Source organism: Phycicoccus sp. M110.8 (assembly GCF_032464895.1).
GTDB lineage: Bacteria > Actinomycetota > Actinomycetes > Actinomycetales > Dermatophilaceae > Pedococcus.
Map to the genome: position 1 here is coordinate 1,445,903 of NZ_JAWDIC010000001.1, position 23,655 is coordinate 1,469,557.

At 74.4% G+C, this 23,655-nt stretch carries 26 protein-coding genes; all 26 read right to left on the reverse strand.

Annotated features, from left to right (window positions below):
- Nucleotides 1–2,052, reverse strand: a complete 2,052-nt coding sequence (gene flhA, locus RKE38_RS06895) for a flagellar biosynthesis protein FlhA (RefSeq protein ID WP_316006703.1) — start codon at nt 2,050–2,052, stop codon at nt 1–3.
- A gap of 93 nt (nt 2,053–2,145) precedes the next feature.
- Nucleotides 2,146–3,291, reverse strand: coding sequence for an EscU/YscU/HrcU family type III secretion system export apparatus switch protein (locus RKE38_RS06900; RefSeq protein ID WP_316006704.1), 1,146 nt, complete (start codon nt 3,289–3,291; stop codon nt 2,146–2,148).
- Nucleotides 3,288–4,061 carry a flagellar biosynthetic protein FliR gene (locus tag RKE38_RS06905; RefSeq protein WP_316006705.1) on the reverse strand — a complete coding sequence of 258 codons (774 nt, stop codon included), beginning with the start codon at nt 4,059–4,061 and terminating at the stop codon, nt 3,288–3,290. Before RKE38_RS06905 ends, RKE38_RS06900 begins: the two co-directional genes overlap by 4 nt.
- A complete protein-coding gene (locus tag RKE38_RS06910; protein WP_316006706.1) occupies nt 4,061–4,330 on the reverse strand; it encodes a flagellar biosynthetic protein FliQ in 270 nt (89 codons plus the stop codon). The genes RKE38_RS06905 and RKE38_RS06910 overlap by 1 nt, the downstream gene beginning before the upstream one ends.
- Nucleotides 4,331–4,337: 7 nt before the next feature.
- Nucleotides 4,338–5,249, reverse strand: a complete 912-nt coding sequence (gene fliP / locus RKE38_RS06915) for a flagellar type III secretion system pore protein FliP (protein WP_316006707.1) — start codon at nt 5,247–5,249, stop codon at nt 4,338–4,340.
- Entirely contained in the window at nt 5,242–5,817 is a 576-nt protein-coding gene (locus tag RKE38_RS06920) for a flagellar biosynthetic protein FliO (protein WP_316006708.1), read from the reverse strand. The genes fliP and RKE38_RS06920 overlap by 8 nt, the downstream gene beginning before the upstream one ends.
- Nucleotides 5,814–6,533, reverse strand: a complete 720-nt coding sequence (gene fliN, locus RKE38_RS06925; RefSeq protein WP_316006709.1) for a flagellar motor switch protein FliN — start codon at nt 6,531–6,533, stop codon at nt 5,814–5,816. The genes RKE38_RS06920 and fliN overlap by 4 nt, the downstream gene beginning before the upstream one ends.
- A 154-nt stretch (nt 6,534–6,687) precedes the next feature.
- The gene (locus tag RKE38_RS06930) at nt 6,688–7,557 is read right to left on the reverse strand and encodes a flagellar motor switch protein FliM (protein ID WP_316006710.1); all 870 of its coding nucleotides are present in this window, start codon (nt 7,555–7,557) and stop codon (nt 6,688–6,690) included.
- 104 nt (nt 7,558–7,661) lie between these two features.
- On the reverse strand, nt 7,662–8,129 hold the full coding sequence (fliL, locus tag RKE38_RS06935) for a flagellar basal body-associated protein FliL (protein WP_316006711.1): 468 nt from the start codon (nt 8,127–8,129) through the stop codon (nt 7,662–7,664).
- Between the two features lies 1 nt (nt 8,130).
- Nucleotides 8,131–9,051: a flagellar motor protein MotB gene (locus RKE38_RS06940; RefSeq protein ID WP_316006712.1), complete on the reverse strand. Its 921-nt coding sequence runs from the start codon at nt 9,049–9,051 to the stop codon at nt 8,131–8,133.
- Nucleotides 9,048–9,824, reverse strand: a complete 777-nt coding sequence (locus RKE38_RS06945) for a motility protein A (protein ID WP_316006713.1) — start codon at nt 9,822–9,824, stop codon at nt 9,048–9,050. The genes RKE38_RS06940 and RKE38_RS06945 overlap by 4 nt, the downstream gene beginning before the upstream one ends.
- A 1-nt stretch (nt 9,825) precedes the next feature.
- Nucleotides 9,826–10,077 (reverse strand): flagellar FlbD family protein, encoded by a 252-nt coding sequence (locus tag RKE38_RS06950; protein ID WP_316006714.1) that lies wholly within the window; start codon nt 10,075–10,077, stop codon nt 9,826–9,828.
- A gap of 94 nt (nt 10,078–10,171) precedes the next feature.
- Nucleotides 10,172–11,791, reverse strand: coding sequence for a hypothetical protein (locus tag RKE38_RS06955; RefSeq protein ID WP_316006715.1), 1,620 nt, complete (start codon nt 11,789–11,791; stop codon nt 10,172–10,174).
- 223 nt (nt 11,792–12,014) lie between these two features.
- A complete protein-coding gene (locus RKE38_RS06960; RefSeq protein WP_316006716.1) occupies nt 12,015–13,259 on the reverse strand; it encodes a flagellar hook protein FlgE in 1,245 nt (414 codons plus the stop codon).
- 6 nt (nt 13,260–13,265) lie between these two features.
- Nucleotides 13,266–13,832, reverse strand: coding sequence for a flagellar hook assembly protein FlgD (locus RKE38_RS06965; protein ID WP_316006717.1), 567 nt, complete (start codon nt 13,830–13,832; stop codon nt 13,266–13,268).
- A 7-nt stretch (nt 13,833–13,839) separates the two neighbouring features.
- On the reverse strand, nt 13,840–15,324 hold the full coding sequence (locus tag RKE38_RS06970) for a flagellar hook-length control protein FliK (protein WP_316006718.1): 1,485 nt from the start codon (nt 15,322–15,324) through the stop codon (nt 13,840–13,842).
- Nucleotides 15,321–16,442, reverse strand: coding sequence for a transglycosylase SLT domain-containing protein (locus RKE38_RS06975; protein ID WP_316006719.1), 1,122 nt, complete (start codon nt 16,440–16,442; stop codon nt 15,321–15,323). The genes RKE38_RS06970 and RKE38_RS06975 overlap by 4 nt, the downstream gene beginning before the upstream one ends.
- On the reverse strand, nt 16,439–16,867 hold the full coding sequence (locus RKE38_RS06980) for a hypothetical protein (RefSeq protein WP_316006720.1): 429 nt from the start codon (nt 16,865–16,867) through the stop codon (nt 16,439–16,441). Before RKE38_RS06980 ends, RKE38_RS06975 begins: the two co-directional genes overlap by 4 nt.
- Nucleotides 16,864–18,162 carry a FliI/YscN family ATPase gene (locus tag RKE38_RS06985; protein WP_316006721.1) on the reverse strand — a complete coding sequence of 433 codons (1,299 nt, stop codon included), beginning with the start codon at nt 18,160–18,162 and terminating at the stop codon, nt 16,864–16,866. The genes RKE38_RS06980 and RKE38_RS06985 overlap by 4 nt, the downstream gene beginning before the upstream one ends.
- A complete protein-coding gene (locus RKE38_RS06990; protein WP_316006722.1) occupies nt 18,159–18,821 on the reverse strand; it encodes a FliH/SctL family protein in 663 nt (220 codons plus the stop codon). Before RKE38_RS06990 ends, RKE38_RS06985 begins: the two co-directional genes overlap by 4 nt.
- Entirely contained in the window at nt 18,808–19,839 is a 1,032-nt protein-coding gene (gene fliG, locus RKE38_RS06995) for a flagellar motor switch protein FliG (protein ID WP_316006723.1), read from the reverse strand. Before fliG ends, RKE38_RS06990 begins: the two co-directional genes overlap by 14 nt.
- Nucleotides 19,836–21,431: a flagellar basal-body MS-ring/collar protein FliF gene (fliF, locus tag RKE38_RS07000; RefSeq protein WP_316006724.1), complete on the reverse strand. Its 1,596-nt coding sequence runs from the start codon at nt 21,429–21,431 to the stop codon at nt 19,836–19,838. The genes fliG and fliF overlap by 4 nt, the downstream gene beginning before the upstream one ends.
- Complete coding sequence (locus RKE38_RS07005; RefSeq protein ID WP_410055434.1) at nt 21,428–21,781, reverse strand: flagellar hook-basal body complex protein FliE; 354 nt, start codon at nt 21,779–21,781, stop codon at nt 21,428–21,430. The genes fliF and RKE38_RS07005 overlap by 4 nt, the downstream gene beginning before the upstream one ends.
- A 1-nt stretch (nt 21,782) precedes the next feature.
- On the reverse strand, nt 21,783–22,184 hold the full coding sequence (locus RKE38_RS07010; RefSeq protein ID WP_316006725.1) for a flagellar basal body rod protein FlgC: 402 nt from the start codon (nt 22,182–22,184) through the stop codon (nt 21,783–21,785).
- Nucleotides 22,184–22,543, reverse strand: a complete 360-nt coding sequence (locus RKE38_RS07015) for a flagellar basal body rod protein FlgB (protein WP_316006726.1) — start codon at nt 22,541–22,543, stop codon at nt 22,184–22,186. The genes RKE38_RS07010 and RKE38_RS07015 overlap by 1 nt, the downstream gene beginning before the upstream one ends.
- 199 nt (nt 22,544–22,742) lie before the next feature.
- On the reverse strand, nt 22,743–23,651 hold the full coding sequence (gene flgL / locus RKE38_RS07020; protein ID WP_316006727.1) for a flagellar hook-associated protein FlgL: 909 nt from the start codon (nt 23,649–23,651) through the stop codon (nt 22,743–22,745).
- Nucleotides 23,652–23,655: the final 4 nt, after the last annotated feature.

Here is a 23,655-nt window from a genome sequence, read left to right on the forward strand (position 1 = left end):
TCAGGCCGCCGTCACGGTCTCGGCGAGGTCGACGACCCCGGCAGGCGTCAGGCGCAGGTTGCCGCCCAGCTCGGGGTAGGCGAGCACGGCGAGCTGCGGGGCACCCGGCTCGACGAGGCGGCGCACGGCCCGCCGCAGCGGCTGGGCGCAGACGAGCACGGGCAGGACACCCCGCTCCTCGGCGACCTGTGACACCCGCAGCGCCTCCGTCGCGAGCCGCTCGGCGAACCACGGGTCGAGCAGCAGCTGGCCGCCGCCCTCGCCGGCGCGCAGGGACTCGAGCAGCCGCTGCTCGAGCTGCGGGTCGAAGGTGAGCACGTGCAGCTCCCCGCCCACGGCGTGCGACGCGGCGATCGCGGGACCCAGCGCGCCGCGTACGACCTCCACCAGGCTGTCGGGGTCGGTCGTGGCGCGCGCCCGCAGCGACATCGCCTCGAAGATCCGGACGAGGTCGCGGATGCACACGCCCTCGGCGAGGAGCGCCTGGAGGCACCGTTGGACCTCCCCGAGCGCGAGCGGGGTCGGGGTGAGCTCGTCGATGACCGCCGGGTGGGTCGCCCGGACCGTCTCGACGAGCAGCTTGACGTCCTCGCGACCGAGCAGGTCCGAGGCGTTCTGGCGGACCATCTCGGCCAGGTGGGTCGTCACGACCGAGGACCGGTCAACCACGGTGGCGTCGACCTGCTCGGCCCGCCCGCGCTGGTGGATCGGCACCCACTTGGCGTCGAGGCCGAAGACCGGCTCGCGGGTGGGCGTGCCCTCGAGCTGACCGATCCGGTCACCGATGGCGAGCACCATGCCGGGCGGCGCCTCGCCGCGGGCGACCTCGACGCCGTGGATGCGGATGGCATACGTGTGCCGCGGCAGGTCGACGTTGTCGCGCGTGCGCACGAGCGGGATGAGGATGCCGAGCTCGTGGGCGAGCTTGCGCCGCAGGGCGCGCACCCGGTCGAGCAGGTCCCCGCCGGCGCTGGCGTCGACCAGGCCGATGAGGTCGTAGGCCAGCTCGAGCTCGATGGGCTCGACGCGGATGTCGTGGGCGATCGCCTCGGGGCTGTCCGGGGAGGGGGCCGGGGCCGCCGTGGCGGCTGCCTTCGCCGCTGACTCCTTGTCCTCGGGCTTGGGCAGCTGGCGGGCGATGAGCAGGGCGGCGCCGCCGACGAGCAGGAACGGCAGCTTCGGCAGGCCCGGGACGAGGGCGAGCCCCATGACTGCCGTACCGGCAAGCTGCACGGCCTGGCGCTGCTGGCCGAACTGGTGCAGCAGGTCGCTGCCCATGTCCCGCTCCGTGGTGGCCCGGGTGACGATGAGGCCGGTCGACATCGACATGAGCAGCGCGGGGATCTGCGAGACCAGGCCGTCGCCGACGGACAGCAGGCTGTACCGCGTGATCGCCTCGGAGAACGGCATGTGGTTCTGCACGACGCCGATCACGAGGCCGCCGACCAGGTTGACCAGGGTGATGACGATGGCCGCGATCGCGTCGCCCTTGACGAACTTGGACGCACCGTCCATCGCGCCGTAGAAGTCGGCCTCGGAGGACACCTCGGCCCGGCGCCGACGGGCCTCGTCCTCGTCGATGAGCCCCGAGTTGAGGTCGGCGTCGATCGCCATCTGCTTGCCGGGCATCGCGTCGAGGGTGAAGCGGGCGGCAACCTCAGCGACGCGTCCGGCACCGTTGGTGATGACCACGAACTGGATGACGATGAGGATGACGAAGATGACCAGGCCGACCACGATCGAGCCGCCCACGACGAAGTGACCGAACGCGTCGATCACCTTCCCCGCGAAGCCGTCGAGCAGCACCAGCCGGGCCGCGCTGACGTTGAGCGCGAGCCGGAACAGCGTGGCCACGAGCAGCAGCGACGGGAAGACGGCGAAGTCGAGCGGCTTCTGCACCCGCAGCGCCACGAGCAGGATGAGCACCGAGCCGGTGAGGTTGACCGCGAGCAGCAGGTCGAGCAGCACGCTCGGCAGCGGCACCACCATCATCACGACGATGCCGACGATGGCCGCGGGGATGCCGATCTGGCCGATCCGGTTGCGGGTCATCGCAGGCTCCGGCGCGGCGAGCGGCCGGTGGTCCGGCCGGTGGTGCGGCGCCGCAGGGCGGCAGGCGGGGCGACAGGTGTCATGACATCGGTCCTATCGGCGCACACGGCGCCCTCCTGAGGTGTGGCGGCCGGGATCGGCCAGCTCGCGCCGCGCGTGCGCTCCGGGGTTGCGGTGGAAGCCGGTGGTGAGGCCGCGCTGGCGCAGGCCCATGAGGAAGACGAAGACGCCCGCCACCGCGTCGTACAGCTCGGCCGGGATCTCCTGGCCCAGTGCGCAGCTGCGGTAGAGCATCCGCGTCAGCGGGACGTCCTCGACGAGCGGGAGCCGCTTCTCCGCCGCCTCCTCGCGGATGCGGGCGGCGACGAGGCCGGCCCCCTTGGCCACGACCCGGGGTGCACCGCGACCCGGTTCGTATGCCAGGGCGACCGCGACGTGGGTCGGGTTCACCATGACGACGTCGGCGGCCCCGAGGTCGGCGAGCATCCGGTTGCGGCTCAGCTCACGCTGCTTGCCGCGCAGCAGCCCCTTGAGCAGGGGGTCGCCCTCGGACATCCGGTTCTCGCGCTTGACGTCCTCGCGGCTCATCTTCAGCTGGGACCCGACCCGCCGCCGCTCCATCACGTAGTCGGCTGCAGCGAGGACGATCCCGACCACCGCGATGGTCCGCAGCACCGACAGCGCCGACTCGGTGGCCGCGGCGGCGGAAGCCCCGAGCGACCACTGTCCGGCCCCGGTCACCCGGTCGGTGATGCCGAGCACTGCGCCGTAGGCCACCCAGCCGAAGACGACGAGCTTGATGAGGGTCTTGGCGAAGGTCCACGCGGCGTGCGCCCCGACGAGGTTCTTCAACCCCTTGGCGGGGTTGAGCGTCTCGAACCGGGGCTTGAACTTCCCCGGGTACACGCGAATTCCGCCCTGCGCGGCATTCGCCACGACGGCGACGACCACCATCGTCGCGAGCAGCGGGGCCAGCACGGCGAGCGCTCCGGTCGCGGCGTCGTGCCCGACCTGCATGGCGACGGCGGTCTCCGGGTGCACGACGACCTTCTGCAGGTCGGCCATGGTGCGGCCGAACCGGTCCGCCAGTCCGCGCACGAGGTGCGGCACCACGACCGTGAACGCCAGCACCGACAGCCACGCCCCGAGCTCCTGGGTGCGCGGCACCTGCCCGTCGCGCCGCGCCTTGCGCAGCCGCTGGGCGGTGGGCTTCTCGGTCCGCTGGGACTTGTCGCTCAACTGGTCCCCAGCATCCTGGCGACCGCGCCCATGTCCTGGGCCGCCTGGCCGACGAGCCGGCTCACGGCACCGGGCAGCAGCGCGAAGGCGACCCCGCTCAGCGAGACCGCGAGCAGGATCTTCACGGGGAAGCCGACGGCGAAGATGTTGAGCGTCGGCACCGCCCGGCTGACCAGGCCGAGGGCGAGCTCGGCCAGGAACAGCACCACCATGACGGGAGCGGCGATCTCGAGCGCGGCGGTGAGGAACCGGCCGAGCCCGTCGGTCACGAGCCGCCCCACGTCGCCGAGCGCCATCGGCCGCAGGGGCGCGGTCCGGAAGCTCGTGACCAGCCCGCGCACGAGCAGCAGGTGACCCCCGGAGGCGAACAGCAGCGTGGTCGCCAGCAGCGCCTGCACCCGGCCGAACATGCTGCTCGACACGTTCGTCATCGGGTCGTAGAGGCTGCTCAGGGTGAACCCGCTGGCGAGGTCCACCAGCTCGCCGGCCGCCTGCACGGCGCTGAAGGCGAGGTAGACGACGAACCCCATCGTGGCCCCCACGAGCACCTGGTATGCCGCGCCGCCCAGGAGGCCGGTGAGGTCCAGCGTGGGCCCCTGGCCCTTGAGCCGCGGGGCGACGAGCAGCGCGATCGCGAAGGACAGGGCTGCCTTGACCCGGGCGGGGACGGCCCGGCTGCTGAACGGCGGGGCGATCGCGAAGAAGGCCGACAGCCGGACCGTGGCCATGAGGACGACCCCGAGGGTGTCGCCGCCGACGAGCGCCTCCATCAGTCGAGCAGCTGGGGCAGCAGGGCGAACAGGTCGCGGGTGAACCCGACGGTCTCCTGCAGCATCCAGTGACCGGAGACGAGCAGGACGAGGGCCACGCCGATGAGCTTGGGGACGAAGCTGAGGGTCATCTCCTGCACCTGCGTGACGGCCTGCACCAAGGAGACGGCGAAGCCGATCCCCAGCGCCACCAACAGGATCGGGAACCCGAGCTTGGCGCTGAGCAGCATGGCCTGCAGGCCGATGTGGACGACGTCTGAGTCGGTCATGGCGCCCTCAGTGGTAGCTCTGGACGAGGGCGGTGGCGATCATGCTCCAGCCGCTGACCATGACGAACAGCAGCAGCTTGAACGGCAGCGAGATCAGTGCCGGCGGCAGCATCATCATGCCCATCGACATCAGCGCCGACGAGACCACGACGTCGATCACGAGGAACGGCACGAAGATGACGAACCCGATGATGAAGGCCGACTTCAGCTCCGACAGCACGAAGGCCGGGACCAGCGTCGTCATCGGCACGTCGGCCGGCGTGGCGGGTGCCTCCTCCTTGCTGAGCTTGACCATCGTGGCGAGCTCGGCCGGCCGGGTCTGCTTCATCATGAAGTCGTGCAGCGGCTTGACGCCCGCGTCGTAGGCCTGGGACTGGGTGAGGTCGCCCTTGAGGTAGGGCTGCACGCCGGCGTCGTTGATGGCCGACAGGACCGGCGACATGATGAACAGGCTGAGGAACAGCGCGAGGCCGGCCAGGACCTGGTTCGGCGGGATCGTGGTGGTGCCCAACGCGTTCCGCGTCAGCGAGAGCACGACGATGATCTTGGTGAACGACGTGCACAGCACGAGCAGGGCGGGAGCCACCGACAGCACGGTGAGCAGCAGGATGACGTTGACGGCCTGGCTCGGCTTGCCGAGGTTGGGGTCGACCTTCACCGACACGGTGCCGGACGGCGACGGCGAGGGAGAGGGCGGCGTCGGGGCCGCCACCGCGGACGCGAACTGAGCCGCGGGCGTCGCGGAGAGCGCGGGCGTCGCGGAGAGCGCGGGCGTCGCGAGCCGCGAGGGGAGGCTCACGGCCACCGCCGTGGAGGGTGCGGGGGCGGCGGACGCCGCCGTGGCGCACGCGAGCACGCCGCCGAGCGCCAGGGCCGCTGCGGCGACGCCGCGCAGCAGGCGGGTGGACCGGTCAGCCACGACGGGCCTGCAGGGTCCGCAGGACGAACGACGCGGCCGACCACGGCCAGCCGTCCGGCACGGGGATCCGCGACGCGACCCCGTGCGGCCGCGACGTGGCAGCCACCGCGGGTGCGGCCACCCTGGCCGCCACGGGGGCACCGAACGCGGGTGCGGCGAACGGGCCGTCCACCGCCCCAGCGGCGAGCGGACCACCGGCCGCTTGGACCGCCTGCGCCGCGAGCAGCTGCTCGAACGCGTGCCGTCCGGGCACCTCGACCTGCCGCTGCGCGGCGACCGGCTCGGGCACGACGAGGTCCTCGTCGCCGAGCTCGCCCAGCACCGAGACGCCGTGCTCGGTCACGCCGAGCACCATGGTCCGGCGGCCGACCTGCACCACCTGCACCGAGGAGGTGCGGCCGAGCGAACGGCGGGACAGCACGTCGACGCTGACTCCCCCGCGCGGTGTGCGCGCGCCCCCGATGCCGCGTTTGGCGGCATACCGGGCGACCCACACCACGAGGGTGAGGACGGCGCCGAGCGAGACCAGCAGGCGCAGGACCGCGACGACGGTGGACCCGTCACTCATGCGCGCAGGCGGGCGTCGGCCTCGGGGCCGACGACCTCGGTGACGCGCACGGCGAACTCCTCGTCGACGACGACGACCTCGCCGCGGGCCATCAGGGTGCCGTTGACGAGCACGTCCACGGGCGCACCGGCCGGACGGTCGAGCTCGATCACCGCACCGGGCGCGAGGCCGAGCACGTCCTGCACGGTCATGCGCGTGCGGCCGAGCTCGACGCTGATGCCCATCTCGACGTCGCGCAGCAGGTGCAGGCGCCGGGGGTCGATGTCGGTCACGGGGGTGGAGGCGCCGAGCGGCGGCAGCGCGGCGGCCTGCACGGCCCGCGGGGTGAGCACGAGCGCGGCGACGAGTACATCGCCGTCGAGCACCGCCGCGACCCGCACGCCGGCACCGGCCGGGACGACCTCCCCGACCTCGACCTCGTGCGTCGCCGAGGGGACCAGGGGACCGAGCTCGAGGGCCATCGAGGAGATGCCCGCGGTGAGGGCCGTCTGCCGGTCGGCGGCGCGGTCGCGCGGGGCGAGGACGGCCACCTGGCCCTCCCAGGCGCCCTCCACGGTCGTCACCAGTGCCGGGGCGAGGTCGGCGGCCTGCAGCACCGGCCACTCGGCCGGGCCCAGCGCGCTCGCGGTGGCGCCCGCCGGGCCGCCGAGCCGTTCGGCGACGAGCGCCGCCGCGGTGAGGAGGGCGGCGTCGACCTGGGGCTCGGTGAGGGTCATGGGCGTTCCTTCGGTGCGGTGCGGCGGCGGGTGCGGGCGGAGCGGGAGGGGGCGGAGCTGGTGCGGGTCGAGCTGGGGCGGGCCGGGAGGTGGGGCGGACGGGGGCGGTGGGGGTGCGGGGCCGGGGCCTCGGGGGAAGGAGCGAGCCCGCGCCTCAGGGCGCGACCACCTGGCAGGCGATGCGCTTGCCGGAGCTGCCCGGGCGGGCGGCGGCGACGCGGGCGTCGTCGACGGCCACGACGAGCGGCTCCTCGACCGGGTGGTGCAGCGGGACGACGTCACCCACGGCCAGGGAGAAGACCTCCGAGGAGGTGAGCGTCACCTCGCGGAAGGCCACGCGGACGTCGACCTCCACCTCCCGGAGGCGGGACTCGACGGTGCGGGCTGCGGCGTCACGGGGACCGGCCGCCCCAGCCGACGCGCTCTGGTCGACGGCGGCGAGGACGGGCTTGAGCGTGGCCAGCGCCAGGCACATCGTGGCGGTCGCGACCTGGTCGCCGATCCGCAGCTCGACCTCGGTGGCGACCATCGGGTCGGCGGGCGGCGCCAGCTGGAGGAACTGGGTGTTCGACTCCAGCCCGGTCACCTCGGCGTGGACGGGGGCGATGGACTCGAAGGCGTAGGTGAGCTCACGGGCGACCTGGGCGACGACCCCGCGGATCAGCCCGGTCTCGATGTCGCTGAGGGCGCGGCTGGGCTGCTCCCGCCCGCCGGCGCCTCCGAGCAGGCGGTCGATGACGCCCATGACGACGCCCATCGGGAGCTGGAAGACCCCCGACCCGGGCAGGTCGCGGAAGCCCAGCACGGCCAGCAGCGAGGGGTTGGGCAGCCCGCGGACGTACTCGTCGTAGGTGACCTGGCGCACGGCGACGACCCGCGCGTAGACGACCGCCCGGAGGGTCGTCGACAGCACGGTCGACAGCTGGCGCGCGAACGTCTCGCTCGTCACCTGCAGGGCCCGCACCCGCTCACGGCTGAGCCGTCCGGGGCTGCGGAAGTCGTAGGAGACGGGCGCGGCGGTCACGAGCCCACAGATCGGCACCCCCGGAGGCGTCCTGAGGCTTCCGTGGGCAAACGCGGGCAGACTGGCCGAACGGACTACCCGCCGCGGACCACCGCCAGCCGGGGCTACTGCATGACGAACTCGGTCAGGTAGACCTGCAGCACCTCCCCGTCGTAGCGCTTGCGCACCTCGGTGTCGAGCGCGGCGAGGGCGGCCGACCTGCCCTTGGGCGACAGCAGCTGCTGGTAGCTGCGCTGGCCGAAGATGCCGATGGCCGCGTCACGCGCCTTGGCACCGTTCACCCCGCCCTCGCTGCCCTTGGCCGCCGGCGCGTCCGCCGACAGCTGCAGCGACAGCCCGACCTTGAGGAACCTGCCGTCGGCGAGGTTGAGGGTGAGCGGCTCGAGGTCGACGACCGCGCCGGGGGTGGGTGCCGCTGCGGCCTCGTGCCCCGACCCCTTCGTGAGCAGGTATGCCGCGGCGCCGCCGCCGAGCAGGACGACCAGGACGATCGCGATGAGGAGGGTGCGCTTGCGGCGGGGGGCTGGTTCGGCGCCTGCCTCGGTGGCGGGCGCGACGGTGGCGGTGGCCATGTCAGTCTCCTGGGGTGGGGATGGCGGAGGCGGCCTGCGCGGCCGAGCCGGAGGAGTCGAGCGCGTGCACCACGATCGCCACCCGGCGGTTGCGGGCGCGGCCGGCGGCGGTGGCGTTCGACGACAGGGGGCGCTGGTCGGCATACCCGGCGGCGGACACCTGCGCGCTCGGGACGCCGCGGGTAAGCAGGTACCGGAGCACGGTCGTGGCGCGCTCGGTCGACAGCTCCCAGTTCGAGGCGTAGCGGCCGCTGACCGGGACGTTGTCGGTGTGGCCCTCGACGGTCAGTGCGTTGGGCAGCCCGCGCAGGGCCGGCGCCACGGCGTCGAGGACCTTGCGGCCCTCGGGGCGCAGGGTCGCCTCGCCGAGCTCGAAGAGCACCCGGTCGGTGACGACGTTGACGACGAGGCCGTGGTCGCGCTGCTCGAACTGCACCGCGCCGGACAGGCCCCGGGACGCCAGCGACGCGGAGATCCGGCGCTGCACGGCAGCGAGGTCCTCGCGCTGGCGCGCGGCCTGCGCCCGGCCCGCGGCCTGCGCGGCCGCCTGGGCCGCCGCCTGGGCGGTCGACCCGCCCGGCCGCGGGATGATCGGGTCACCCGTGGCGGACGGGTTCGGGGTCGCGGCGTGGCCGTCGACCGCGGCCTGGGGGCTGCCGTCGAGGATGCCGGTCGAGCTGGTCTTGCTGGCCGGCTCGCCGAAGTACTGGTCGAGGCCGTTGGACAGCGCGATGAGCTTGGCCTGGTCGACCTGGCTGATCGCGAACAGGACGATGAACAGCGCCATGAGCAGGGTGATCATGTCGGCGTAGCTGAGCAGCCACCGCTCACTGTTCTCGTGGCCCTCCTCGTGGTCCTCCTCCACGACCCGGCGACGGCCCGCGCCGCCGGCCCGTGCGCCGCCCGACCGGCCGGTGCTCACGCCGCCTCCGTCGCCGCCGGCGCGTCGACGTCCGCGGACAACACGGCCAGGAGCCGCTTCTCGACGACCCGCGGACTCGTGCCGGACTGCACGGCCAGCACGCCCTCGAGCAGCAGCTCGAGGTGGGCGCACTCGACCTCGCTGAGCCGCTTGAGCTTGTTGGACAGGGGAAGCCAGATCGCGTTGGCGCTCATGACGCCCCAGAGGGTCGCGACGAACGCGCTGGCGATGAGCTCGCCCAGCGTCTCCGGCGAGGACAGGTTGCCGAGGACGTGGATGAGGCCGATGACGGTGCCGATGATGCCGATCGTCGGGGCGTAGCCACCCATGTCGGCGAAGAACTTGATGCCGAGGCGGTCCTGGCGCTTCTTGGAGGAGATGCGGGCGTGCAGGACGTCGTGGATCTCGTCGGCGTCGGTGCCGTCGACGGTCATCTCGATGCCCTGGCGCAGGAACGGGTCCTCGATGCCGCGCAGGCGCTCCTCGAGCGCGAGCAGGCCCTCACGGCGGGCGGTGTCGGCCATGGAGACCAGGTCCGCGACGGCGGCGTCGCTCTGCGGCGCCTTGGCGGTGAAGGCGCGGGCGACCTGCTTGCCGACGACCTTGACGTCGGACATGAACCCGCCTGCGACGGCTGCTCCGAGGGTGCCGACGATGACGAGCACGATCGGCGGCAGCAGCAGGATCGAGGTGGGCGAGGCGCCCTCCATGATCAGCGACGCGAAGACCGCACCGAGGACGACGACGATCCCGGCGAGGGTGGCCAGCTCCATGTCAGCGGTCGCTGTCCTGGACGACGTGCAGCCCCGGGCGCGAACCCGGCCCGGCGTGCACGTGCTCGGCGGCCGCGAGGACGGAGGCCCGGAAGTCGCGCACCTCGCGGACGACCTCGTCGACCGACTCCACCACCACGTAGCGGGCACCACCCACGAGCGTGATCACGGTGTCGGGCGTGGCCTCGACGCGTTCGATGAGGTCGGGGTTGAGTGCAAAGCAGGTGCCGTTACGGCGCGTGACAGCGATCATGGCGGGTCCGTCCTTGGTTGTGCAGAGCGCGACCATCCGTGGCGCGCACCCCTCCTATCGGCAGGCGCCCGGCATACCTGAGGACGGGCGGAGGTCAGCCCCCGGACCGCCGCCCGCGGGCGTGACGCCCGGTGGGCGGGTGACGGCGCAGCAGGAAGGCGCCCAGGAGCCCGCCGAAGGGCGCGAGGAGGAACCCGGCCCCGATCGCGAGGTAGAAGGAGCTCTCGACGAGGCCGGTCCATCCTGGAGCGAACACCACCTCGTCGTCCCCTTCGTAGTACGCCGGCAGGGACTGCCCGACGTCTGCGGAGGCGCCCACGATCTCCACGTCGGTCAACGACTGCGCGCCGTCGCTGCTGCGCCAGCTGCCGTAGTGGTGGCACGGGCCCTTCCCGCCGCACGACACCGACGTGACCGTCAAGCTGCCCGCCGTGCCCTTCCCGTGGGCTGCGTGCCACGCCGGTCCGACGTCGCCCAGTGCGAACGACAGCACCAGGACGCCCAGCCCGAGGCTGAACAGCTGGCGCAGGACCGGCAGCACAGCGGCGCCCCTGTCGGCCGCGGCGGCCACACGCGGGTGGACCTCCGGGCTCCGGAAGTCGAGTGGACGCCACCGGTACCTGGCCTGCAGCGGGCCGGACACCGGCAGCGGACCCTCCCGGGTGGTGATGGCGACCCAGCTGCCCGGTGCGACCCGCCCGGAGACCAGCGCGGGCTCGGCCGCGCCTCCCGGTGCCCCGGCGGCCCCGGCCAGGGAGACCGTCGCGACGGGTCGGGTGCTCCCGGCGAGTGCGAGATCAGCCCTGCCCTTGGGGGTGATCCGCACCCAGTGGGCTGCCACCGTGCGCGGGCGGCGGGTGTCCCGCAGGCCGGAGCCTGCCCGCACTGCCGACCAGGCGACGGCGAACCCGCCGAGCGCGACCCAGCCGAACCAGTACGTGTACCCCTTCGGCTCACTGGCCAGGCGCGCCCAGGACGGGTCCTGCGGGTCGAGCAGGACGACCCAGTCGCCGTCCAGGTCGAGCTCCTCGGCCACCTCGACGCGCACACGCTGGCCGGCGCGCGGACCGTCCTGCAGCTCGAACACCCGCCGGTAGTCCTGGCCGGTCAGGCTCACGACGCGAGCGTCGGTGCGCTCGGCGCGGGCCACGTGCGCCTCCTCTGCGGTCGTCTGCGCGACGTACCCGGCCACGGCGCCCCCGACGAGAAGGAGCCCTGCGACACCCACGGCCGGTACCCACCACGACACCCACCGCCGCGGCCTGATCTCCTCCCCTGCCGGCGCGAAGCCCACTGTGACGGGTGCGGCCGCGGCGGCGTCGTCCGCGACCTGTGCCTGGCGCGCGCGGATGGCGCGCAGCGCGGCGAGACCTCCCGCGGAGGCGCAGGCGAGGACGAGCCCGGCGCAGCGGCCCGGTGTGCTGGGATCGAACGCCGCGGCGAGCGCGCCGTAGGCGAGGCCGGCGACGAGAGCTGTTGCCGGTTCCCACCAGACGACGGACGCCGCGATGCCCGCGAGGGCGACGACGACGGGGAAGACACCATCGGGCTGACAGGGCTGGGCGACGGTGCAGACGGTGACCGGTTCGCCGACCGCGCTCGCGATGACAGAGCCCAGCAGCAGTGCCCACCACGCGAACGGCACCCACGCGGGAGGCTGCAGCACCAGCCACCGGTCCCCCGGCGCCCGGTCGAGCCAACCCTTCGCGGACACGATGAGGATTGTGCCCGCTCGTCACTCCTGCGCGGTCCCCCGACGCCACGTGTCCGAATCCGGCATACCCGAGGACGCGGACCCCGGCGACACGCGGCCGGCGACAGGCGGCCGGCGACGCGCCCGGACCGCGCACACGGCTGCCCGGACAACGCACACGGGCGGTGGCGCGGAGGAACTCCGCACCACCGCCCGTGGCGGCCCGTCTGCCCGGATCGACCGGTCAGCGCTTGAGGTTGACGAGGTCCTGGAGGATCTCGTCGGAGGCGCTCACGACGCGCGAGTTCGCCTGGAACCCGCGCTGCGCCACGATGAGGTTGGTGAACTCCTGGGCGAGGTCGACGTTGCTCATCTCGAGCACGCCGCTGGCCAGGGCGCCGCGACCACCGGTTCCCGCGGTGCCGACCGACGGGGCGCCCGAGTTGGCCGTGCCGCGGTAGAGCGAGTCGCCGGCCTTCTCCAGGCCCGCCGGGTTGGTGAAGCTGGCGAGCGCGACCTGGCCCAGCTTCTCGGTGCGGCCGTTGGAGAAGATGCCGACGAGGACGCCGGTGGTGTCCATGGTGAAGCTCTGCAGGCTGCCCATCGTCGAGCCGTCCTGGTTGCGGGCGGTGGCGCTGGCGGCCCCGGAGAACTGCGTGAGCGGGGTGCTGTCGCCGCCGATGGTGAGCGTCACGTCGGACGCGAACCGGTAGCCGGCGCTGGTGAGCGCGGCACTGGTGAGGCTCATCGAGGCGGTCGTGAACGACTTCGCGGCGGGGTCCCACGTCAGCGACGTGGTGCCGACGGTGGCCGTGCCGCCACCGGGCTTGGGGACGGTCGTGACGGCGGACCACGTGTCGGTGCCGGTCTTGGTGTAGGTCGTCGTGGCGGGGATGGTCGCGCCCTGCTCGTCGACGATGTCGATGCTGTGCGTCACCGTCGCACCGGTGGCCGCGTCGGCCGGGAGGTTGCCGCCGAGGTCGACCGTGCGCGTGGCGGTCGGCGCGAGCACCTGGCCGACCGGCAGGCGCAGGCCACCGACCGGGGCGTTGGTGTCGATGGCGCCCTTGGTGGCGCCCCAGCCCTGCACCGTCGCGCCCTCGGGAGTGACGAGGTTGCCGAGGGCGTCGAAGGAGAACGCGCCCGCGCGGGTGTACATCGTCTGGCCGTCCTGCTGGACGACGAAGAAGCCGTCGCCCTGGATCGCCATGTCGCTCTGGCGGCCGGTGACCTGGGTGCTGCCCTGGCCGAAGTTGGTGGTGACCCCGGCGAGCCTGACGCCGAGGCCGACCTGGGCCGGGTTGGTGCCGCCGCCGGTGCCCTGCGGGGCGCCCGCGGTACGCAGCGCCTGGCTCAGGGTGTCCTCGAAGACGGTCTGGGAGGACTTGTAGCCGGTGGTGTTGACGTTGGCGATGTTGTTGCCGATGACGTCCATCATCGTCTGGTGGGCGCGCAGGCCGGACACGGCCGAGAAGAGCGAACGGAGCATGGTCAGTCAGTCCTTTGCGGAGGCGGAGCCCGTGGTGGCCCCGGTCGGAGTGGTGCCGGAAGAAGCGGTGCCGGAGGTCGAGGTACCGGAAGAAGCGGTGCCGGAGGTGGTGGTGGCGGTGCGGGCGACCTCGGTGACCGACGACAGCGGCACCTCGGTGGCGTTCACGAGCAGGGTCGGGCCACCGGCGGTGAGCTTGACCGAGTCGACGGTGCCGCTGGCGGAGACCCCGCCGACGGAGTAGGTGACGCGCTGCCCGACGAGGGCCAGCGCGCTGAGGCTGTTCTGGCCGGCGATGACGGCGGCGTTCTGCGAGACCAGCTCGTGCAGCGTCTCGACCATCTGGAGCTGGGCGGTCTGTGCCATGAACTGCGCGCTGTCGACCGGCTTGCTCGGGTCCTGGTACTTCAGCTGGGCGACGAGCAGCTTGAGGAACGCGTCGCCGGACAGGGTCGGGCCCATGGCGCCGGAGGTGCCCTGGCCGGCGCTCGCCGAGGCGGACTGGGTCGGCTGTGCCGCCTGGGCTGCCTGGGCGGCGGCCGTGGCGTCGTACGTGCCGATGGGGGTCGTCACGAGGGCCTCACATTCTGACGTCGACGCGGACGTCGCGGGGTCGGGGTCGAAGGGGGTCGGTCGGGTCGGGGACGGTCGGGGCGTCGCGGCCGGGGTCGGCGCCGCCGGCCCTGGACGTCCAGCCGTCGAGGGGGCGTCCGTGGCGCTGCCACGTGCCGTCACGGGACGGGTCGCCACCGGTGTCGCCCGGCTCGGCCGCCCACGGACCGGGGTCGCGTTGACCCTGGTCGCGGGGACCGCGGTCGGTGGTCGAGCCGCCCTGCCCCGGGTCGCGCGCGGTGTCGACGGGCGCGACCTGGACGTCGATTCCCGCCGACCGCAACCCGATCCGCTCGAGGTGCGACCGCAGCTCGGGAGTCCCCTGCCGCAGCGCGTCGCCGGTCGCGGGGTCGACCGCGGTGAGCCGCACGGCCACCTCGCCCCCGCGGACCTCGAGGTGCACCTGCACCGACCCGAGGTGGGCCGGCGCGAGGTGCACCGTGAGCCGGTGGGTGCCGTCGGCCGTCGTCAGCAGCGGGGAGACCGCACGGAGCACCTGCGCCTGGGGTGGCAGGGCCGGCTGCGCCGGGCGCGCGTCGGCGGTCGTCGCCACGGGCGTGGCTGTGCCGCCGGGCGCCGCCCCCGCCGGCGTGAGGGCGTATGCCGGGGAGCCGTCGACGGTGCCTCCACCGGACGTCGGTGGGGCGCCGGGGTCGAGGGCGGAGCGGACCTCGTCCCCGGCGGGGCCTGCGGCGGGCACCGTGTCCGGCGACGGGGTGCCCGCAGCCACCGAGCCGGCCGCGGTCCCAGCAGCAGCCACGCCGTCGGCCTGTCCGGCTCGCACTCCGGGAAGGCCCGCGGCGGCGGCGTCGCCGTCGGCGGGGGCAGGCGCCGGGTCGCCGACAGCCGGGGCGGGCATCGGACTGGCCACAGCGGAGGCGTCCGCTGCCGCGGCCTGCCCACCGGGCGAGCTGGTCGGGACGTGCCCGGGGGCGACAGCGGGTCGCCCCGCACCCGGGACCACGGCGCCGGCTCCCGGCGAGGCAGCGCCGCCGGGCTGCTGCCCGACACCAGCCACACCACCCGAGGAGGGGACGGCCGCCGCCGACGGTGCGGTGCCGGCGGGGACGGCAGGGGCTGACGGAGCCGACCCGTCGGCGGGCTGCTGCGACGACGCGGGCGTCACGGCGGGGGCGGCGCTGTCGGGTCCCGCGGTGGGTGCAGTGGCGCCGGTCGGGGCGGCATCGCACCCCACCGCGCCGGAGGCGTCCGTGCCACGCTCCGGGGAGGTCGGCCCGGGCCGGCGGTCACGGGACCCGTCGTGGCCGTGCTCCCGGCTGCCGGGGCGCGCGGGGCCCGGTGCGGGCCGCTGGCTGTGCCCGCGCAGGACGGCCTCGAAGGCTCCCGGGCCGGCACCCGCTGCCCGGTCACCCGGGGCAGGGGTCGAGGACGCGGCTGCCGACGAGGCGGACACGCTGGGCGGCACCACGGCGCGCGGCGCGACGGCGGTCATGCGCCCACCCCCGCGTAGCCGAGCACCCGCTGGACGTACTGCTGCGTCTCCCGGTACGGCGGCACCCCGGCATACCGCTCCACCGCGCCGGGCCCGGCGTTGTAGGCAGCCAGGGCCAGTGGGGTGGACCCGAAGCGGCGCAGGTGGCTGGACAGCAGCCGGGCGGCACCGTCGACGGCCTGGGCCGGGTCGCGCGGGTCGACCCCGAGCCCGCGCGCGGTCGACGGCATGAGCTGCATGAGGCCCACGGCCCCCGCGGGGCTGACCGCGCCTGCATTGAAGCCGCTCTCGGCCCGGGCCACCGACGCCAGCAGCGCGGCGGGCACGCCGTGGCGGGCGGCGGCCGTCGCGAACAGCGACCGCCACTGCGCCGGCACCCACGACGGCACGCCGCCGGTCGACCCCGCCGCACCCTGCGCGGCGAGGGCGGCGGGCACGGTCGAGGAGCTGCCGGCATACGTGCGCAGGACGGGTCCTCCGGGCTCGGAGACGCGGCGGATCGCGGTGGGGGTGCGGTAGACGTCCTGGACCATGACGTCCTTGCCGGCGCGCGGGGCGACGAGCATCTTCCCGTCGCCGACGTAGATGCCGATGTGGTCGACCGGGCTGCCGAAGGCGACGAGGTCGCCGGGCCGCGCGTGCGCGAGGTCCGGCACGGCGGTGCCCACCCTGGCCTGGTCGGCGGCGACCCGCGGGAGCCGGACGCCCACATCGGCGTAGGCGCGCTGCACCAGGCCCGAGCAGTCGAGGCCCTTCGCGGGGTCGGTGCCGCCCCACACGTAGGGCACGCCGAGGTACTTCCGCCCGGCTGCGACGGCACGCGCGCCGACTCCGCCGTCGCTCGCCGGGTCGTCGGTCGCAGCCCCGCCGACGGCGCCGGCCCGGGTGAGGGCGTCGCCGAGGACAGCGTCGAAGGAGGTTCCCGGCGCGTCCGCACCGGTCGCCGCGGAGAGCAGGGACGTCGCCGACGAGACGCCCGTCGCCGAGGCCGCCCCGGAGGTCGTCGAGCCGGTCGTCGAGCCGGTCGCGGAGGCAGGTGCGGACAGGGCCGCGAACCGGCTCTGGATGGCCCCGATCCGGGCCAGGGCGGCCGCGGGGCCGCTGACGTCGATGCTCACAGCCACGCACCCCCGTCCCGGGACGCGCTCTCGTCGGCCTCGCGCTGGTCGGCCGCGAGCAGCTCGCGGTGCGCGACCTCGCGGGCCCGGTCGACGAGCCGCTCGAGGCCGGAGGTGCGGGTGCGGGCCTCGGTGAGCAGGACCCGCGCGCGCTCGGTGTCGCCGAGCGCGAGCTCGTACCGCGCGCCCGCCTGCGCGACGTGGCGGGCCCGGCCGCCGGCCCGCTCCCGGGCGGCCCGGAACGCTGCGGCCGCGCCGGGGTCGGGTGCGCCGGCCGAGGCGAGGTAGCGCTCGTGCGCCGCCCGGGTCTCCTGCTCGGCGGCAGCGGCGGTGGCCAGCGCGCGGGCCAGGTCGGCCTGGCGCAGCTCCTCCTGGATCCGGCGCACGCGCAGCACGACGGCCAGGCGGTTGCCGCGGACGCTCACCGCGCACCTGCCAGGGCGTGCAGACCGGACCAGCTCTCGGCGAGGTCGGCGACGTCGTCGAGGTCCTGGCGCAGGAACCGGTCGATGTCACCGGCCTGGGCGAGCGCGCGGTCGACCAGCGGGTTGGTGCCGGCGACGTACGCGCCGATCTCGACGAGGTCCTTGGCGTCGCGCCGGGCAGCGAGCAGCTGGCGCAGGGTCGAGGCGGACTCTCGCTGCGAGGCGTCGGTGAGCGACCGGTTCGCCCGCGACACCGACTCGAGCACGTCGATGCAGGGGAAGTGCCCCGACGTCGCGAGCCGGCGGTCGAGCACCACGTGGCCGTCGAGGATCGAGCGGACGGCGTCGGCGATCGGGTCGTTCATGTCGTCGCCCTCGACGAGCACGGTGTACAGGCCGGTGATGCTGCCGGCGTGCGACGTGCCGGCCCGCTCGAGCAGCCGCGGCAGCAGCCCGAACACCGACGGCGGGTAGCCGCGCGTGGCCGGCGGCTCGCCGGCGGCGAGCCCGACCTCGCGCTGCGCCATGGCCACGCGCGTGACGCTGTCCATGGCCAGCAGGACGTCCTGCCCCTGGTCCCGGAACGCCTCGGCGATCCGCGTGGCGGTGTATGCCGCGTGCAGCCGCACGAGCGCCGGCTCGTCCGAGGTGGCCACGACGACGACCGAGCGGGCGAGGCCCTCGGGCCCGAGGTCGTGCTCGACGAACTCGCGCACCTCGCGGCCGCGCTCGCCGACGAGGGCGAGGACGCACACGGGCGCGTCGGTGCCGCGCACGACCATCGACAGCAGGCTCGACTTGCCCACGCCGGAGCCGGCGAAGACACCCATGCGCTGCCCACGGCCGCAGGGGACGAGGGTGTCGATGGCACGGATGCCGAGGGCGAGCTGGGTGTCGATGCGGTCGCGGGTCATGGCGGGCGGCGGCGTGCCGTCGCTGGTCTCCCAGGTGACGTCGCGCAGCGGCGGTCCGCCGTCGATCGGGGTGCCGAGGGCGTCGACGACCCGGCCGACCAGCCCGGGACCCACGGGCACGCGCAGCGGGCCGCCGGTGGCGACCACCTCGGCGCCGCGGCGCACGCCGCGCAGGTCCGACACCGGCAGGCAGCGGGCCGTGTCGCCGTCGAGGGCGACGACCTCGGCGAGGATCGGCCCGGAGTCCCCCGACACCCGCACGGCCTCGCCGACGGCGACGTCGAGCCCGGCCACGTCGAGGCTCACGCCGACCGCGCGCGTGACGCGGCCGACGACGAGCGGGCGGGCGGCCCGGACGAGCTCCTCCAGCACAGCGGTCACCGGGCCAGCACCTCGCGGACCCGCGCGAGCGCGGCCTCGAGCCGGGCGTCGACGGTTCGGTCACCGAGGTCGGCGACGGCGCCGCCGCGGCCGACGGAGGCGTCGGGCACGAGCGTCAGGGTGGAGTCGGCGCAGAGCGCTGCGGTGTCCTCCGGCAGCAGGGGCAGGTCGTCGGGGTGCACGCGCAGGGTCACGACCGAGCCGCGCGGCACGTCCGCCAGCGCTCGGGTGACGGCGTCGAGCGCACTGCACTCCCCGACCCGCAGGTGGTGGCCCACGAGCGCCTCGGCGATCTCCACGGCGAGGGCCGCGGCGGTCGCGGTGACGTCGTCGACGGCTGCCTGCGCCCGGGCGCCGGTCACGGCCTCGCGGAGCCCGGCGAGGACGGCGTCCCAGCTGTGCCCGCGGGCGGCGGACTCGGCCGCCTCCCGTGCGGCGGCCGCCTGCGCCCAGCGCTCCTGCTCCCGGCGCGCCTCCAGCAGCCCCGCGGCATACCCGGCCGCGTGGCCCTCGTCCCACGCACGGGCGGGACCGCCGGTCTCACCGGCGGGACCGGCGCCCGGGGCGGCCAGCTGCTCGCCGAGGAAGCGGGCGGGACGCAGGGCGCCGTGGCCGACCCGCGGGAGGACGGTGGCGCGACGCGACTCAGAGGACGACATCGTCGCCACCCCCACCGCGCGAGACGACGATGTCACCCGACTCCTCCAGGGCACGGATGAGGCGGATGACGACGGCCTGCGCCTCCTCGACGTGGCGGAGCCGGACCGGTCCCATGACCTCGATCTCCTCGCGCAGGGCCGAGGCCGCGCGCTCGGACATGTTGCGCATGACCTTGTCGCGCACGTCGGCACTGACGCCCTTGAGCGCGAGCGCGAGCTGCTTGCTGTCGACCTGGCGCAGCACCACCTGCACGGCGCGGTCGTCGAGGCCGACGATGTCCTCGAACATGAACATGTGCGCGCGGACCTCCTCGGCGAGCTCGGGGTCGCGCTGCTCCAGGCCCTCGAGGATGAGCTTCTCGGTGGACCGCTCGGTGCTGTTGATGATGCCGACGAGCGGGGCGAGCCCGCCCACCGCCGAGTAGTCGGCGCTCTGCACGAGGTTGGCCAGCCGGCGCTCGAGGTGGGCCTCGACCTGCTTGACGATCTCGGGCGAGGTGCGGTCCATCACGGCGAGGCGGTGGGCGACGTCGGCCTGCATCTCCTCGGGCAGCCCGCTGAGCACCACGGCCGCCTGGTCGGAGGCCATGTGCGCCAGCACCAGGGCGATCGTCTGCGGGTGCTCGTCCTGCAGGAACGACAGCAGCAGCCGCGGCTCGACCCGGCGCAGGAACTCGAACGGCACCTGCATCAGCGACGCCGACAGCCGGCCCAGCACCTCCTTGGCGCGGTCGCGGCCCAGGGACTCGACGAGCATCTCCTCGGCGAGGTCGAGGCCGCCCTGGATGTAGTAGCGCTCGGCGCTGACCATCGCCTCGAACTCCTGGAGCACGTGGTCCTGGGTGTCGAGGTCGGTGCCCTCGAGCCGGGCGATCTCGGCGGTGAGCAGCTCGACCTCGCTGGGGCGCAACGCGCGCAGCACGTGGGCCGAGCTCTCCTTGCCGAGCTGCACGAGCAGCACGGCGGCCTTGCGGATCCCGGGGAGCGTCTGCGGGCCCCCGGTCGTCGTCACGGTCACGTCCGGTCCTCCGCCATCCAGCCGCGCAGCAGGCGGGCCACGTCGTCGGGTCGTTCGCGCGCCATCGTCGCCACCGTCTCCCGGCTGCGGCTGCGCAGCTCGGCGGCGCTGTCGGGGACGCGGTGCGGCAGGGCGGGGCGCAGCTCGGCCTGCTCGAGCAGCGCGTCGACCGGCGCGGGGCCGGTCGGCACGCGGTAGACCTCGATCTCCTGCGGCTCGGCCGGGCCCTGGCGGCGGCGCGAGCGCTTGAGCCCGATGAGCAGGGCGAGGACCAGGACGACGCCGAGGCCGACGGTCTTGCCGATGTCGACGTACTGCGCGCGCTGGCGGTCCTTGGCGGCCTGCTCGAGCTCCTTGGCGGCCGACGCGGCGGCCGTGGTGTCGAACGCCATCTGGCTCACCTGCACGACGTCGCCGCGCTTGGGGTCCAGGCCGGCAGCGGCCGAGACGAGCGACGACAGCTCGCCGAAGTTGACCGACCCGGCCGACTTCGCGTCGACGACGACGGCCACCGACATGCGGCGCACCTGGCCCGGCGCGGTCGTGGTCTTCTCCTTGACCGTGCCGACGGCGTTGGTGAGCTTGTCCTCGGTCTTGGTGTAGTTCGAGCCGGAGCCGCCGGTGGTCCCGCCGGTCGCCGTCGGGCCGAGGACCCCGCCGACCGGGGTGCCGGTGCCGGTGTACTTCTCGGTGGTCTTGGACGAGCTGAGCGGCGTCGCCGGCTGGGACGGGACGTACTGCTCGCGGTCGATGGTCTGCTGGTCGAAGTTGAGGTCGGCGTCGACCCGCACGACGGCCTTGCCCGGTCCCACGACGGTGTCGAGCATCGACTGCACGGTGGCCGCGGTGGCGTCGGAGAAGGCGCGCTTCTGCTGGTCGCGGGCGTCGGCGCCGGCGGTGTCCGAGCCCGGCGAGCCGGCGGCGTGCAGCACCTTGCCCGACGCGTCGGCCACCGTGACCTGCTCCGGGCTCAGCTTGGGCACGGAGCCGGAGACGAGGTGGACGACCGAGTCGACGATGGTCGGCGACAGCGTCACGCCGGGAGCGGTCTTGACCAGCACCGAGCCGGTCGGCTGGGCGGCGTCGGTGGTGAAGACGTCGTCCTGCGGGACGGCGAGGTGCACGACCGCGGCCTGCACGCCGTTGATCGACTCGACCGTCTTGGCGAGCTCGCCCTCGAGCGCCCGCTGGTAGGTCACCTTCTGCTGGAAGTCGCTGCTGGTCATGCTCTGCTTGTCGAGCAGCGAGTAGCCCTGCGTGCCGTCGGTCCCGGCGGGCAGGCCCTGGCCGGCGAGGTCGATCCGCTGCTGGTAGACGTCGGCCTGCGGCACCATGACCGTCTGCCCGCCGTCGGCGAGCTGGTACGGCTCGCCGGCCTCGGTGAGCTTGGCCGTGACGGCCGCCGCGTCGGTGCTGGAGAGCCCGGTGAACAGCGGCGCATACGTCGGCTTGGACGCCCACGACACGAACAGGGCCGCTCCCACGACCACGGCAAGGGCGGCGACACCGGTGACGACGCGCTGCCCCGGCGTGAAGCCGCTGAAGAGCCGACCGACGCGGGCGAGTAGGTCCTTGGGGTCGAAGCGGTTCACATCGGCATCCGCATGATCTCGGTGAACGCGTCGACGGCCTTGTTGCGGACGGCGACGGTCAGCTGGGTGGCGACCGCGGCCTCGTTGGCGGCGATCGTGTAGTCGTGGATGTCGGCGAGGTTGCCCGTCACCGCCTGCACGGCCAGGGAGTCGGTGGTCGAGTGCATGGCCTGGAGCTTCTCCAGGCCCTGGGTCACGGCGTTGCCGAACGCGGCCGGGTCGGTCCCGCCGGCGGCGACACCGGCGCCCGCGCCGGCCGGCGTGGTGCCGACGGCGCCGGGGGTCGCGGCACCGGCGAGGGGCATGGCTGCGGACAGCCCGGCGAGGGGGGAGATCGGGGAGATGCTCACGTCAGCGGCCCAGCCCGATCGCCTGCTGGTATGCCGCGGTGGCGCGCTCGACGACGGCGAGGTTCGCCTGGTAACCGCGCTGGGCCATGATCAGCTGCGACATCTGGTCGGCGAGGTCGATGTCCGGCAGCCGCACGTAGCCCTGGGCGTCGGCCAGGGGCGAGTCCGGCTGGTAGGTCATCCGGCCCTGGGCGTCGCCGAACTCGGCACCCGCCACGCGCACCCCGTCGGTGCCGCCGTAGTTGGCGGCCTCGGCGACGACGTACCGCGCGCGGAACGCCTCGCCGCTCGTCGGGCGGACCGTGTTGACGTTGGCGATGTTGTCGGCGACGGCGTCCAGCCACGTGCGGTGCAGCACCAGGCCGGTGCCGGCGGTGTCGATGGCGCCGAACGGCCCGGCCATCAGGAGGCCCCGCCCGCGGCGATGCGCAGCCGTGCGAAGTGGTCGGTCATCGCCTGCACGCCGAGCTGGTAGGCGAGGCCGGTCTCGGTGCCGGCGAGGGTCTCCTCGTCGAGGTTCACGTTGTTGCCGTCGGTCCGGGTGGGGGCCATCGAGCGCTCTGTTGTCACGGGTGCGTCACCGGCGTCCTCGCCGTCGGAGATCGCGGCGAGCAGGCTGGACTCGAAGTCGACCCGGCCCGCGAGGAACTGCGGGGTGTCGACGTTGGCGACGTTGTCGGCGATGGTCCGCTGACGCAGCGACAGGCCGCTCAGCGCGTGGCCGAGGGCGCGCAGCGTCGCGTCGCCGATGAGGTCGGTCATGGCACTCCTGGATGGCGGTCCGTCGCACCGTGGTGCCACGAACCAGTCGGGGGCGTGGTGCCACCCGTCCCTGGCGGCGTCCGGCCATCCATGGCCTGGCGCCCCCATCGGCCCGTGCCGCGGGCCACTGAGGAGTCAGGACATCAAACCGCGGCAAACGCGGTCGAACTCAGCCGTTCGGCTGAGGCTCGGCCGAGCGTCAGCGCAGGAAGTCCATGAGCGACGGCTGGACCACCTTGGCCGCGGCCCCGAGCGCGGCCTGGTACGCGGTCTGCTGGAGGCTGAGGTCGGTGATCGTCTTCGCCAGGTCGATGTTCTCGACGGCGGCCAGTCGGCTGGTGACGGTGTCGGCGCGCAGCGCACCGCTGGACTGGGCGGCGGTGAGCCGGTTCGCGCGGGCGCCGACGGTGCTCTGCGTCGAGCGCAGGGCCTCCCCGGCCGTGTCGAGGTCGCCGAGCGCGGTGCCGAGCGCCGTCGTGTCACCGCTGCGCAAGGCGGCGCTGATCCGGCCGAGGACGCCTGCCCCGGTCGGGTCCGACGGGTCGGCCAGCAGCGTCGTGAAGGCGGCGCTGCCGGGCACGCTGACGGGGACGCGGCCCGAGGCGGCGTCGTCGGAGACCGTGCGGTCGACGGTGGCGCCGTTGCCGAGGTAGGCGCCGGTGGCCGGGTCGTACGCCGAGGCGGTGTCCTGGGTGCCGGCGAAGACGGGGCGGCCGCCGTACTGGGAGTTGGCGAGCTGGAGGATCCCGGCGCGCAGCTGGTCGACCTCGGCGGCCATCGCCTCGCGCTCGGCCGGGCCGTTGGTGGCGTTGCCTCCGGCGAGGACGAGCTGGCGCACCCGCCCGAGCGAGCTGTCCGCCTGGTTGAGCGCGGAGTCGGCGGTGTCGAGCCAGGCGAGGCCGTCGTCGATGCTGCGCGACAGCTGCTCCTGCTGACCCTGCTGGGCCCGCAGCTGCATCGCCGCGACGGTGTCGACGGGCGAGTCGGACGGCCGGTTGAGCCGCCGCCCGGAGGAGAGCTGCTCCTGGGTCTGCTGCAGCCGGGACAGGCTGCTCTGGAGGCCGGCCATCACACCGCTGCTGAGGGTGGTGGGGGTGACGCGGGTCATGGGG

Bases quoted from the DNA above. Each gene is read 5' to 3' on its own strand.
- fliN (WP_316006709.1), bottom strand. From the start codon at position 6,533: ATGACCCTCACCGAGCCCCAGGTCGACGCCGCCCTCCTCACCGCGGCG.
- RKE38_RS06990 (WP_316006722.1), bottom strand. From the start codon at position 18,821: ATGTCGTCCTCTGAGTCGCGTCGCGCCACCGTCCTCCCGCGGGTCGGC.
- RKE38_RS07010 (WP_316006725.1), bottom strand. From the start codon at position 22,184: ATGGCCGGGCCGTTCGGCGCCATCGACACCGCCGGCACCGGCCTGGTG.
- fliL (WP_316006711.1), bottom strand. From the start codon at position 8,129: ATGGCCACCGCCACCGTCGCGCCCGCCACCGAGGCAGGCGCCGAACCA.
- RKE38_RS06920 (WP_316006708.1), bottom strand. From the start codon at position 5,817: ATGAGTGACGGGTCCACCGTCGTCGCGGTCCTGCGCCTGCTGGTCTCG.
- flgL (WP_316006727.1), bottom strand. From the start codon at position 23,651: ATGACCCGCGTCACCCCCACCACCCTCAGCAGCGGTGTGATGGCCGGC.
- RKE38_RS06910 (WP_316006706.1), bottom strand. From the start codon at position 4,330: ATGACCGACTCAGACGTCGTCCACATCGGCCTGCAGGCCATGCTGCTC.
- RKE38_RS06960 (WP_316006716.1), bottom strand. From the start codon at position 13,259: ATGCTCCGTTCGCTCTTCTCGGCCGTGTCCGGCCTGCGCGCCCACCAG.
- flhA (WP_316006703.1), bottom strand. From the start codon at position 2,052: ATGACCCGCAACCGGATCGGCCAGATCGGCATCCCCGCGGCCATCGTC.
- RKE38_RS06970 (WP_316006718.1), bottom strand. From the start codon at position 15,324: ATGACCGCCGTCGCGCCGCGCGCCGTGGTGCCGCCCAGCGTGTCCGCC.
- RKE38_RS06905 (WP_316006705.1), bottom strand. From the start codon at position 4,061: ATGGAGGCGCTCGTCGGCGGCGACACCCTCGGGGTCGTCCTCATGGCC.
- RKE38_RS06945 (WP_316006713.1), bottom strand. From the start codon at position 9,824: ATGGAGCTGGCCACCCTCGCCGGGATCGTCGTCGTCCTCGGTGCGGTC.
- RKE38_RS07015 (WP_316006726.1), bottom strand. From the start codon at position 22,543: ATGACCGACCTCATCGGCGACGCGACGCTGCGCGCCCTCGGCCACGCG.
- RKE38_RS06950 (WP_316006714.1), bottom strand. From the start codon at position 10,077: ATGATCGCTGTCACGCGCCGTAACGGCACCTGCTTTGCACTCAACCCC.